The 11,385-nt window shown below is 66.6% G+C and carries 11 protein-coding genes; 4 read left to right on the plus strand and 7 right to left on the minus strand.

Going from position 1 to position 11,385, the window contains the following annotated elements:
- Nucleotides 1-5 precede the first annotated feature (5 nt).
- The 4 genes from C9I57_RS05990 (at nt 6) to iolB (ending at nt 5,751) form a co-directional block, all read left to right on the plus strand.
- On the plus strand, nt 6-2,027 hold the full coding sequence (locus C9I57_RS05990; RefSeq protein WP_107149689.1) for a bifunctional 5-dehydro-2-deoxygluconokinase/5-dehydro-2-deoxyphosphogluconate aldolase: 2,022 nt from the start codon (nt 6-8) through the stop codon (nt 2,025-2,027).
- Nucleotides 2,024-3,961, plus strand: coding sequence for a 3D-(3,5/4)-trihydroxycyclohexane-1,2-dione acylhydrolase (decyclizing) (gene iolD / locus C9I57_RS05995; RefSeq protein ID WP_107149764.1), 1,938 nt, complete (start codon nt 2,024-2,026; stop codon nt 3,959-3,961). The genes C9I57_RS05990 and iolD overlap by 4 nt, the downstream gene beginning before the upstream one ends.
- A 66-nt stretch (nt 3,962-4,027) precedes the next feature.
- Nucleotides 4,028-4,951 carry a myo-inosose-2 dehydratase gene (gene iolE / locus C9I57_RS06000; protein WP_107149690.1) on the plus strand — a complete coding sequence of 308 codons (924 nt, stop codon included), beginning with the start codon at nt 4,028-4,030 and terminating at the stop codon, nt 4,949-4,951.
- Nucleotides 4,948-5,751 carry a 5-deoxy-glucuronate isomerase gene (gene iolB, locus C9I57_RS06005; RefSeq protein ID WP_107149691.1) on the plus strand — a complete coding sequence of 268 codons (804 nt, stop codon included), beginning with the start codon at nt 4,948-4,950 and terminating at the stop codon, nt 5,749-5,751. The genes iolE and iolB overlap by 4 nt, the downstream gene beginning before the upstream one ends.
- Nucleotides 5,752-5,756: 5 nt before the next feature.
- Here the strand turns inward: iolB and C9I57_RS06010 are convergent, their stop codons facing one another.
- The 7 genes from C9I57_RS06010 to C9I57_RS06040 all read right to left on the minus strand — a co-directional run bounded on the left by C9I57_RS06010 (nt 5,757) and on the right by C9I57_RS06040 (nt 11,182).
- Nucleotides 5,757-6,176, minus strand: coding sequence for a hypothetical protein (locus tag C9I57_RS06010; RefSeq protein ID WP_107149692.1), 420 nt, complete (start codon nt 6,174-6,176; stop codon nt 5,757-5,759).
- Between the two features lie 234 nt (nt 6,177-6,410).
- Nucleotides 6,411-7,136: an ABC transporter ATP-binding protein gene (locus C9I57_RS06015; protein WP_107149693.1), complete on the minus strand. Its 726-nt coding sequence runs from the start codon at nt 7,134-7,136 to the stop codon at nt 6,411-6,413.
- The gene (locus C9I57_RS06020; RefSeq protein WP_107149694.1) at nt 7,133-7,939 is read right to left on the minus strand and encodes an ABC transporter ATP-binding protein; all 807 of its coding nucleotides are present in this window, start codon (nt 7,937-7,939) and stop codon (nt 7,133-7,135) included. Before C9I57_RS06020 ends, C9I57_RS06015 begins: the two co-directional genes overlap by 4 nt.
- Nucleotides 7,936-9,201 carry a branched-chain amino acid ABC transporter permease gene (locus C9I57_RS06025; RefSeq protein WP_107149695.1) on the minus strand — a complete coding sequence of 422 codons (1,266 nt, stop codon included), beginning with the start codon at nt 9,199-9,201 and terminating at the stop codon, nt 7,936-7,938. The genes C9I57_RS06020 and C9I57_RS06025 overlap by 4 nt, the downstream gene beginning before the upstream one ends.
- Entirely contained in the window at nt 9,194-10,141 is a 948-nt protein-coding gene (locus C9I57_RS06030) for a branched-chain amino acid ABC transporter permease (RefSeq protein ID WP_107149696.1), read from the minus strand. The genes C9I57_RS06025 and C9I57_RS06030 overlap by 8 nt, the downstream gene beginning before the upstream one ends.
- Nucleotides 10,142-10,147: 6 nt before the next feature.
- On the minus strand, nt 10,148-10,594 hold the full coding sequence (locus tag C9I57_RS06035) for an acyl-CoA thioesterase (RefSeq protein WP_107149697.1): 447 nt from the start codon (nt 10,592-10,594) through the stop codon (nt 10,148-10,150).
- A gap of 57 nt (nt 10,595-10,651) precedes the next feature.
- A complete protein-coding gene (locus tag C9I57_RS06040; RefSeq protein WP_107149698.1) occupies nt 10,652-11,182 on the minus strand; it encodes an NUDIX domain-containing protein in 531 nt (176 codons plus the stop codon).
- Between the last annotated feature and the right edge of the window lie 203 nt (nt 11,183-11,385).

Here is an 11,385-nt window from a genome sequence, read left to right on the forward strand (position 1 = left end):
TTTCCATGGCTGCCTCCCACGACTCCCCCGCCGCTGCCAACCCCAACGCGAGCCGCTTCGCGCCCAACCGGACGCGCGACATCATCTGCCTCGGGCGGCTCGCCGTCGATCTCTACGCGCAGCAGATCGGCGCGCGTCTCGAAGACGTCTCGAGCTTCGCGAAGTACCTGGGCGGCTCGTCGGCGAACATCGCGTTCGGCTGCGCGCGCCTGGGGCTCGCCTCGTCGATGCTCGCGCGCGTCGGCAACGACCACATGGGCCGCTTCCTCACCGAAACGCTCACGCAAGAAGGCTGCGACGTGAGCCATACGCGCATCGATCCCGACCGGCTGACCGCCCTCGTCCTGCTCGGCATCAAGGACCGCGATACGTTCCCGCTCATCTTCTATCGCGAGAATTGCGCCGATATGGCGATCGACGAACGCGACTTCGATGAAGCGTTCATCGCCTCGAGCAAGGCGCTCTTGATCACGGGCACGCACTTCTCCACGGAGCGCGTGAACCGCGCGAGCCGCCGGGCACTGGAGTATGCGCGCCGCAATCACGTGCGCACGGTGCTCGACATCGACTATCGCCCCGTGCTCTGGGGCCTCACCGGAAAGGCCGACGGCGAAACGCGCTTCATCGCGAGCGAAAGCGTGACCGCGCATCTGCATGGGATCTTGCCGCTCTTCGATCTCGTGATCGGCACCGAGGAAGAGTTTCGCATCGCGGGCGGCAAGCATGAACTCATCGATGCGCTGACGATGGTGCGCGCGGTGACGAGCGCAACGCTCGTCGTCAAGCGCGGGCCGCTGGGCTGCACGATCATCGACGGCAGGGTGCCCGCCTCGATCGACGACGCGCCGACCTATCGCGGCGTCGAAGTCGAAGTGCTCAACGTGCTCGGCGCCGGCGATGCATTCGCGTCCGGGTTTCTTTCCGAGTGGCTGCGCGACGCGCCGCTCGAGCGTTGCGCGCATACCGCCAACATCTGCGGCGCGCTCGTCGTCTCGCGCCATGGCTGCGCGCCGGCCATGCCGACACCGGCCGAGCTCGATTACTTCCGCGCGGCGGCCGAGCGCGATCCGCTCAAAATGCGCAGGCCTGATCGCGATGCAACGCTCGCGCGCCTGCATCGCGTGAGCGTGAAGCGCCGCGTTTGGGACGAAGTGCTCGGGTTCGCATTCGATCATCGCAACCAGTTCTTCGAGCTCGCGCAACAAACGGGCGCGAGCGAAGACCGGATTTCGCGGCTGAAGCAACTCTTCGTCGAAGCCGTCGGCGAAACGGAACGATCGCTAGGTCTCGAAGGCCGCATCGGCGTCCTGATCGACGATCGCTACGGCCAGGACGCGCTCAATGCCGCCACGGGCCGCGGATGGTGGATCGGCAGACCCGTCGAGTTGCCGGGCTCGATGCCGCTCGTCTTCGACCACGGCCGTTCGATCGGCACGACGCTTGCCAGCTGGCCGCGCGATCATGTCGTCAAGTGCCTCGTTCACTATCACCCCGATCACCCGCTCGAGGAACGGCTCGAGCAGGAAGCGCAGCTGCGCGCGCTTTACGACGCCGTGCAGGCAAGCGGCCACGAACTCCTGCTCGAGGTCATCCCGCCGAAGCGGCCCTCGTTGCCCGATGCACCGGACACGGTCTATCGCGCGCTGAAGCGGCTCTACAACCTCGGTATCCAGCCCGAATGGTGGAAGCTCGCGCCGATGGAGTCTCAGCAATGGAAAGCGATCGATGCGCTCATTGCGGAACGCGATCCGTATTGTCGCGGTGTCGTGCTGCTTGGGCTGTCGGCCGCCGTCGATCAGTTGAGCGAGGGTTTCCGGGCAGCGGCCGCATCGACGACCTGCAAGGGCTTCACGGTCGGACGTACGATTTTTCATGAGCCGAGCCGCGCGTGGCTTGCCGGCGAGATCGACGACAAAGAGGTCGTCGCCAGCGTGCGCGGCACGTTCGAAACGCTGATCAGCGCATGGCGCGCGGCGCGCGCGGGCACGCCGCCGCACGCCGCCAGCGCCCGCAAGGAGGCAGCATGAACGGTCCAGCCATCTCCGTGAGCGAGGGCACGTCAAGCGTGACGGCCACCGCGGCGGGCAGCACGGTCCGCCTGACGGCGGCGCAGGCGCTCGTCCGCTATCTCGCCGCGCAGCGCGTCGCGCTCGGCGACGGCAACGGCGGCTCAGAGACGGTCTCCCTCTTCGGCGGCGTCTTCGCGATCTTCGGCCATGGCAACGTTGCGGGGATCGGCGAGGCGCTCTATCAACATCGCGAGGTGCTGCCGACCCTGCGCGCGCACAACGAGCAGGCGATGGCGCACGCCGCGATCGCGTACGCAAAGGCGCATTTCAGGCGGCGCATGATGGCCGTGACGACTTCGATCGGCCCCGGCGCGACCAATCTCGTGACCGCCGCGGCGCTCGCGCACGTGAACCGCTTGCCGGTCCTGCTACTGCCGGGCGACATCTTCGTCTCGCGCGCGCCGGATCCGGTCCTGCAGCAAGTCGAAGATTTCCAGGACGGCGGCATTTCCGCGAACGATACGCTGAAGCCTGTCTCGCGCTATTTCGATCGCATCTTCCACCCGGCGCAACTCTTGACGGCACTGCCGCGCGCGCTGCGCGTGCTGACCGATGCCGCGCTGTGCGGCCCTGTCACCCTCGCCATGCCGCAAGACGTACAGGCGATGGCGTTCGACTATCCCGTCGAGTTCTTCGAAACACGCGTCGTCCATTTCGCGGCTCCCGCGCCGAGCCCGGTCGAGCTCGATGTCGCCGTCGAGCGGCTCGCGCGCGCCTCGCACCCCATGATCGTCGCGGGCGGCGGCGTCCTGTATAGCGAAGGCGCCACGCGAGCGCTGCGCGAGTTCGCCGAGCGCCACGGCGTGCCGGTCGGCGAAACGCAGGCCGGCAAGGGCGCGCTCCCGTGGGATCATCCGCTCAACGTCGGTGCCGTCGGCGTGACGGGCTCGAGCGCCGCGAACGCGCTCGCGCACGAAGCCGATTGCGTGCTCGCGATCGGTACGCGGCTGCAGGATTTCACGACGGGCTCCAATACGCTGTTTGCGCACGCCGATGTCGTTTGCGTCAACGCGAACCTGTTCGACGGCATCAAGCATCGCGCGCTTCCTGTCGTGGCGGACGCGTGCGCCGCGCTCGATGCGCTGAGCGCCTGCCTCGCCGATTGGACGGCGCGCGATGCGTGGGCCGAGCGGGCACGCACCCTCGCGATCGACTGGCGCGAGACGGTGCGACGCCGCACGCATGCGGAGCCGCAACCGGGCAAGCTGCCTTACGACGCCGACGTGATCGGCGCGATCCAGCGCTCGGCGGCACGCTCGCCCGAGAACGACATCGTCGTCTGCGCGGCGGGCACCCTCCCCGCCGAGCTCCACAAGCTCTGGCGCGCGGGCCGCCCCGGGGCCTACCACGTCGAATACGGCTACTCGTGCATGGGCTACGAGATCGCGGGCGGCCTGGGCGCCAAGCTTGCAAGGCCCGAGCGCGAGGTCGTCGTAGTCGTCGGCGACGGCAGCTATCTGATGATGAATAGCGAGATCGCCACATCGGTCATGCTCGGCGCGAAGCTCATCATCGTCGTGCTCGACAACCGCGGCTACGGCTGCATCAACCGGCTGCAGCAGGCTTGCGGCGGCGCGCCGTTCAACAACCTGCTCGACGATTGCCTGCAAGGCCCGCTCGGCGCACCCGATATCGACTTCGCCGCGCACGCGCGTTCGCTCGGGGCCCATGCCGAGCACGTTGCGAACGTCACCGAGCTCGAGGCCGCGCTTCATCGTGCACGTGCATCGGACCGGACGAGCGTGCTCGTCATCGATACCGATCCCGCCCGCACGACGGAGGACGGCGGCTGGTGGTGGGAAGTCGCAGTGCCTGCCGTCTCGACGCGCGAACAGGTGCGCGATGCGCGTGCGGCTTACGAAACGAAGGTGGCGGAGCGCAAGCGAGGCTGACGAAAGGCAGCAAGCCGCCGCCATGACACCTTACGCAACATCACGTCATAGATTAAAGGATTGAGCATGACCGCCTTCGAAGTCCGCATCGGCATCAACCCGCTGTCGTGGATGAACGACGATCTGCCGTCGCTCGGCGGCGAAACGCCGCTCGAGGTCGCTTTGACCGAGGGGCGCCGGATCGGCTATGCCGGTTTCGAGCTCGGCAACAAGTTCCCTCGCGAGCCGCAGGCGCTCAAAACGCTGCTTGCCCAGTACGATCTCGCGCTCGTCTCGGGCTGGTACTCGGGCCGGCTCGCCGAGCGCAGCGTCGAGGAAGAAATCGAAGCCGTGGGCCCGCATCTCGAGTTGCTCGCGAAAAACGGAGCGACCGTCATGGTCTACGGCGAAGTTTCGGGCACGATCCAGGGCTCGCCCGTACCGCTTTTTCAGCGCCCCAGGTTCTTCAACGATGCCCAATGGGAAAGGTACGCGGAGCGCGTCGACAAGTTCGCGCGCTATACGCTCTCGCACGGTGTGCGCGTCGCCTATCATCACCACATGGGCGCCTATGTCGAAACGCCGGCCGACGTCGATCAACTGATGCGGCGCACGAGCGAAGCCGTAGGCCTGCTGCTCGACACGGGCCATATCACGTTCGCGGGCGGCGATCCGCTCGCGACGCTCGATGCCCACGCCTCGCGCATCTGCCACGTGCATTGCAAGGACGTGCGCCCGGCCGTCGTCAAGCTCGCGCGCAATCGCGACTGGAGTTTTCTCGAGGCCGTGATCAACGGCGCATTCACGGTGCCCGGCGACGGGGCCGTCGATTTCGCGGCCGTCATCGACAGGCTGAAGCAGATCGGCTATCGCGGCTGGCTCGTGGTCGAAGCCGAACAGGATCCGGTTATCGCGCGGAGCTACGAGTACGCGGAAAAGGGCTATCGTACGTTGCGCACGCTCGTCGATGCACCGCTTGCGCAGCGAGAAGCCATCAAGGAGGACGCATGACTCTACTAGTCAAAGCCCAACGCGACGGCATGACCATCGCGCGCGTGACGCCCGAATCGGCGGGATGGCGGTACGTCGGGTTCGCCGCGTACCGGCTCGGCCGCGACGAGTTGCTGTACGTGCACGAAGCCGCGCGCGAAGTCTGCATCGTCGTGCTGACGGGTGCGGTCACGATCGAAGCCGACGGCCAGCGTTTCTCGAGCCTGGGCGCGCGCGACAGCGTATTCGAGGATGCGGCGCCTTATGCGCTCTACCTGCCGCCGAACGTGCGCGCCACGGTGCGTGCGGAACGCGACGCCGAGCTCGGCGTGGCCAGCGCGCCGGCGGAAGGCCGCTACGGCATGCGCCTCATCGAACCGTCGCAGATGAACCGGTCGGTGCGCGGCAAGAGCCTCAATACGCGCTACGTCTGCGACATCCTGCCTCAGACCGAGCCGGCGGAATCGCTGCTCGTCGTCGAGGTGCGCACGCCGGGCGGCCACTCGTCGAGCTACCCGCCGCATAAGCACGACGCCGACAACATCCCGCTCGAGAGCGCGCTCGAAGAGACGTATTACCATCGCCTCGATCCGTCGCAAGGATTCGCTTTCCAGCGCGTTTATACCGACTTGCGCGACATCGACGAATCGATGGCGGTCGAGAACCACGACGTCGTGATGGTGCCGCGCGGCTATCATCCGGTCGTCGTGCCGTACGGGTACGACTCGTACTACCTGAACGTCATGGCCGGCCCGCAGCGCGTCTGGCATTTCAAGAACGATCCCGCGCATGATTGGATCATGCAGCGGGATGCTCGTTAGGCGAATTAGAAAGCGAGATTACGCGGCGACTCGCTCACACGGGCATCGACGAACTCGACGTCCATCGACCAGGGCGTCTGGTTCGTCGTCGCGTATTGAATGGCCGGGCGCTTGATCACGTGCTCGTCGCTGACGCCGAGCAAGCCGGTTTCCGGATGCTGGCCGATCGACATCTGATAGGCACCCGCGGGGCCGTAATGGTACCGGCGGCCGTCAGCGAAGATGACGCCCAACATATGCTCGTCGCCATTCTCCTGCGGCCCCCAGCGGACGCTCACGGTCGCGGACTGCTCGGGGGCCAGCCGCTGCCCGCCTTTCGCTCGCTGTCCGTTGATCATCAATTGCTGATCGTCCCAGTTTGGATCCCCCGCGATGAAGACGTCTCGGGTCGAATGGTTGGTGACATGCAACACGGGATCGCTCACGATGCATTTCTCCTTTCAAGGTTGATGGGCGAAACGCGGTCACAAGACTTGTCGCGCCCATGCCGCCGGCTCCGGCAGCTGAGCGATCCTAGCCGCCCGACCTCTCTCATTGACGGGGTTGCGACAACATTCGGACTATCGGCAATTCCGGGTATTTCACCGGAACGATGATTTTCGACGATCGCTGAAGCCGCGCGATTCAGTGAGAGCCGGCGCCACGACGCGGCGTGATATTCATTCGCCGGGAGCGCCGCCCAACGCGATCCATTCGTCGACGACCCGAGTATCGAGATCTTCGGCGCGGCCATCGAATACGATTCGTCCGTGCCCCATGACCGCCACCCGGTCGGCGATTTCTTTCGCCGTCGTCAACCGCTGCTCGATCAATATGACCGCGCCGCCCCTCGCTCGCACCCCGGCCAGGCACGCTTGAACCGCCTCGACGGCCTGCGGCGAGAGTCCTTCGGTCGGCTCGTCGACGATCAGCAGCCGCGGCTCGCCCATCAGTGCGCGTGCAAGCGCAAGCAGTTGCTGCTCGCCGCCCGACAGCACGCCCGCCCGCGTCGTGCGGCGCTGCGCGAGCAGCGGGAACCGCGAGTACGCCTCATGCAGGAAGCGAACCGTGGTCGCACGCGCTGCCCTTCCCGGCTTCACGCCAAGCCGCAGATTTTCATCGACCGTCAGCGTCGGAAACACATCGCGCTGTTCAGCCACGTAGCCCACCCCTCGCCGGGCGATCTCGAACGTCGGCAAGGCAATCGACTCTTCGCCCGCAAAGCGGACGGAGCCCGCTCGCCGAATGAGGCCAGCGACTGCCTTGGCGAATGTCGAACGTCCCGAGCCGTTACGGCCGCACAAGGCGACGATTTCCCCCGGTTCGACGTGGATATCGACGCAATGCAAAACCTGCGCCTCGCCGTACCAAGCGCGCAAATCGCGCGTCTGCATGAGCGCGCTCATCGCCGATCCCTCATGGGCGTCGCGCCAAGGTAGGCAGCCCGGACCGCCTCGTCCGCACGGATCTGCGCCGGCGTCCCCGTCGCGATGACGCGCCCCGCGACAAGCACGGACACACGATCCGCGAGAGCGAATACGGCATCCAGATCATGCTCGATCAGCACGAGCGTCTTGTCCGCGCTGACTTCACGCAGCAGCGCGACCGCATGCGCCGCTTCCTCACGGTTCATGCCGGCGATCGGCTCGTCGAGCAACAACGTGTGCGCGCCGCTCGCGAGGGCGATGCCGAGATCGAGCCGGCGCTGCGTGCCGTAATTGAGCGTCCCCGCCAAGGCGAATGCGAGATGTTTCAGCTCGAGTGCCTCGAGCGTGTGCTGCGCGCGCTCCTCGATATCGGGCGAGCGGCTCCACGATCTCAATAACGCGAACAGTCGCCCTAGCCCACCCGGCCCTGGCAGTCGGCCACGTTGACCGCTGCGCCCGCATAGCGCCGCGCAGCGCAAGTTATCGAGCACAGTGAGCCGGGCGAATATCCGCGTCGTCTGAAAGCTGCGTCCGAGCCCCATGCGCGCGAGCGCATCAGGGCTCTTGTCCGTCGCGTCGTCGCCGGCGATCACGACGCGCCCTGAGTCCGGCCGCAAGGTGCCGCCCATCACGTTGAAGAGCGTCGACTTGCCGGCGCCGTTCGGACCGATCAATGCGCGCCGTTCCCCCACCGCAACCGACAAGTCGACCCCGCAAAGCACTCGCGTCGCCCCGAACCGGCACGTGATGCCATCGAGCCGCAACGCCTCGGCTGTCGTCATCGAACGTCCTCTCGCTGTGGCAGTTGTCGGCGCGCATTATGCCGAGCAAAGGCCCCGAGGCAACAGAGGGCCGCCACAGCCACCCACGTCGACGGTGAGGCAATGTCGAACGCCACTGATCCCAATGACCAGTGGCCCCCGCCATCGGCTGCAAAACGGCGTGCGTAAACTGTCTCGACCGTCACCACGAGTGCGGCTATCCAGGAAAGCGCGCTAATGATCGCCAGCGCGCAGGCAAAGGACGTCTTCCGCCAGCCATACCGCGCGACACGCGAGCGGGACCTGCCCCGACATCGGGCAATGCCGTCCGGCGCAAACATCACCACCACGACGAACAAGAGCCCGAGATAGAGCGGCCAGGCGCGCGTCAAGCCTGCCAATACGACGCTGAAGATTGACAAAACGAGTGCGCCCGCAACAGGCCCGAAGAAGGTCGCCGAGCCGCCGATCACCGTCGCGATCAGCACGCTTGCCGAGCGCGCCATGCCGACGCCATCCGCCGACGCGAGCTCGATATCGATGAGCCCTAGCGTCCCCGCGACGCCTGCGAAGAACGATGAAATGACGAACATGACAAACCGGACACGGCGTGGATCGACGCCGAGCGCCGCCACACGCGCCGCATTGTCGCGCACGGCGTTCGCGACACGAGCCAACGGCGTGCGCGTGAGCGCGAACATGGCAATCACTGACAACAAAGCCCATACGGCAATGACCGCATACGCCTCGCGCGTCGGCCCGAACGTCCATCCGCCCCAGGGCGGCCCGCTCGCGCGATCGATCGAAACGCCCGCAGCCCCGCCGAATCCGGCTGGCAGCGTCAATGCCGCAGCCGACGCAAGCTCGCCGATACCGAGCGTGATCATGGCAAAGGCGGTTCCCGCGCGCCGCGTGGCGACGAAGCCAAACACCGCTCCGAACGCGGCGCCCGCCGCACCGCCCGCGAGGGGGAGCCACGGTAGTGCGATGCCGCCACGATTGAACATGTGCGCGGCGACGAACGCGGCGAGCCCCGCATAGGCCGCGTGGCCGAATGATAGTAGACCTGCCTGGCCGAGCAGCAGGTTGTACGAGAGGGCAAGGACAATCATGACGGCACTTTGCGCAAGGAAAGCGAAAAGCGCGCTGTCATGCACGACGAATACCGGCAGGCCGAGATACACGGCGAGGGCGATCCAAGGTGCGGCGGCGCCGGCTGGGGACGTGAGCGCTTCACCGACGCCGCGATCGATCGGCGCTTCTTCGCGAGCGAGCTTAGGCATCGTCGGCCCGGGTCCCGAGAAGCCCGCCAGGCCGGCTGGCGAGCATTGCCACGAGCAGCAGGTAAGGCGCGAGCGGCGCGATCTGCGATACGCTGAGCGCCGCCCATGCCACGGGCAAGCGGACGCCGAGGGCCGCCGCGAGCCTGCCGAGCGAAAGCGTGCTGCCGACGGCAAACGTCTGCAGGACCCCGATCAAGAGCGACCCGGCGAAGGCTCCGCCGAGCGAGCCGAGACCGCCGACGATCACGACGACGAAGACGATCGATCCGACCGCCTCCGCCATGCCGGGTTCGACGACGGCCAGCGGTGCCCCGATTACGCCCGCGAGCGCCGCCAGCCCCGTGCCGAGGGCGAAGACGAGCATGCCGATGCGCGGCACGTCGTGGCCGAGCGCCTCGACGGCCCCGCGGTGCGTCAATGCGGCCCGCAATACGAGGCCCGCGCGAGAAAAGCGCAAGGCGGCGCAGAGCACCGCGAGCGTCGCGACGGAAACGATCATGACGAAGAGGCGATACCGCGACAGCGTCGCGCCATGAAGCAACGGCAGCGTGATGAGCGGGCCGTCGAGCGTGGGAGGTACCGGCGTCGCGAGCACGCCGAGTCCCCAAACGAGCTTGACCGCTTCGGCGACAAGATAGGCCAGCCCGAACGTCAGCAGCAGTTCATGCAGCGGGCCGTGTGCGCGCACTTGGCGCAGCAGCCGGCGCTCGACGAGCGCGCCGAGCGCCGCTACGGCGAGCGGGGCCACGACGAGCGCGGGCCAAAAGCCGACGCTCGCGGCGAGCGACCAGCCGATATAAGCGCCCAGCATGTAAAAGCTCGCATGCGCGAAGTTCAACACGCCGAGAAAGCTGAAGATCAGCGTCAGCCCCGACGACAGCATGAACAGCAGCAATCCATAGCTGACGCCGTTCAGCGCATCGACGACGAAGGCCTGCATGCCCGCTCAGCTTCGCGCTTCGACGACGAGCGGCGCGAGCGCCGCGCGCAATGCTTCGGGCAATGCGGCCGGCCTGCGCGTCGCGCGATCGACATAAACATGCACGAAGTGCCCTTGGGCGACGGCTTCGTCGGCCCCCTCCTTGAAGAGCCCGATCTCGTAGCGCACACTCGACGTGCCGAGCCGTGCCACGCGCAGCCCCGCTTCGACGCGCTCGGGAAAGACGAGCGGAGAGAAGTAATTGCACTGCGTCTCGACGACGAGGCCGATCGTCGCACCCTGCTCGACATCGAGCACACCGGTGCGGATCAGGTACTCGTTCACGACCGTATCGAAGTAGCTGTAATAGACGACGTTGTTGACGTGTCCGTAGACATCGTTGTCCATCCAGCGCGTTGTGATGGGAAGGAAGTGGCGATAGGCGGAGCGCGGTTGTGCGAGGGGCTTTTTCATGCGCGTGCAGCCGTGTCGTTAAGAGATGAAGCGTGAAGGCGACGGGCGACCGGTAGCCTATTGCCCGGGCCTGTCGACGAACTCGAACGGCAAGCCGCGGCGCCGCATCCACTCCGCCACCGCCTGGCCTGTCCCGGCGCGCCACGGACGCAGCTTGGCCGGCTCGACGAGCCGATACTCGAGCAATTCCGGCGAAAGCGCGATCGTCCCATGCGCGCGCACGTGATAGGCGATGATGAGCTCGTTCTTGCGAATGAACTCGTAGACGCCGACGAGATCGATCGTATCGGCCTCGAGCGCCGTCTCTTCGCGCACCTCGCGCGCGATGCCGGCCTCGGGTGTCTCCCCGTGTTCGAGAAAACCCGTGATCAGCGCGAACATACCCTCGGGCCACGCCGCGTTGCGGGCAAGCAGGATTTTGCCTTCGCATTCGACGATGGCCGCGACGACAGGCAAGGGGTTGTTCCAGTGCACGAAGCCACAGCCCTGTTCGGGACAGATCCGCCGGAGCCGTCCGCCATCCTCGGCGGGATCGGACCGCTCGACGAGCGGCGTCGCGCAGCGCGGGCAGTACTGATATTCGCTCATGGGTCGTAACGGGGAGCGCGGGGCGCGACGCTCGCGAAGGCGGAAACCTGCCGATTCTATCGCCTTCGCCTTCGGGGTGCGCTGTCCCCGTATCGGCCGCGCCGCGCGTCGGTCAGACCTGAGCCCGCACCCACTCCGTGACGCCAGCCAACGCCGCCGGCAGCTTGGCCGGGTCGGTACCCCCCGCCTGAGCCATGTCGGGC

The organism is Trinickia symbiotica (assembly GCF_003028655.1).
In the GTDB taxonomy this organism is placed as follows: Bacteria; Pseudomonadota; Gammaproteobacteria; order Burkholderiales; family Burkholderiaceae; genus Trinickia; species Trinickia symbiotica_A.

Excerpts from the sequence above, each read along its gene's own strand:
- C9I57_RS06025 (WP_107149695.1), bottom strand. The coding sequence starts at position 9,201 with ATGCCTAAGCTCGCTCGCGAAGAAGCGCCGATCGATCGCGGCGTCGGT.
- C9I57_RS06035 (WP_107149697.1), bottom strand. The coding sequence starts at position 10,594 with ATGAAAAAGCCCCTCGCACAACCGCGCTCCGCCTATCGCCACTTCCTT.
- C9I57_RS06020 (WP_107149694.1), bottom strand. The coding sequence starts at position 7,939 with ATGACGACAGCCGAGGCGTTGCGGCTCGATGGCATCACGTGCCGGTTC.
- C9I57_RS06040 (WP_107149698.1), bottom strand. The coding sequence starts at position 11,182 with ATGAGCGAATATCAGTACTGCCCGCGCTGCGCGACGCCGCTCGTCGAG.
- C9I57_RS06030 (WP_107149696.1), bottom strand. The coding sequence starts at position 10,141 with ATGCAGGCCTTCGTCGTCGATGCGCTGAACGGCGTCAGCTATGGATTG.
- C9I57_RS06015 (WP_107149693.1), bottom strand. The coding sequence starts at position 7,136 with ATGAGCGCGCTCATGCAGACGCGCGATTTGCGCGCTTGGTACGGCGAG.
- iolE (WP_107149690.1), top strand. The coding sequence starts at position 4,028 with ATGACCGCCTTCGAAGTCCGCATCGGCATCAACCCGCTGTCGTGGATG.
- iolB (WP_107149691.1), top strand. The coding sequence starts at position 4,948 with ATGACTCTACTAGTCAAAGCCCAACGCGACGGCATGACCATCGCGCGC.
- iolD (WP_107149764.1), top strand. The coding sequence starts at position 2,024 with ATGAACGGTCCAGCCATCTCCGTGAGCGAGGGCACGTCAAGCGTGACG.
- C9I57_RS05990 (WP_107149689.1), top strand. The coding sequence starts at position 6 with ATGGCTGCCTCCCACGACTCCCCCGCCGCTGCCAACCCCAACGCGAGC.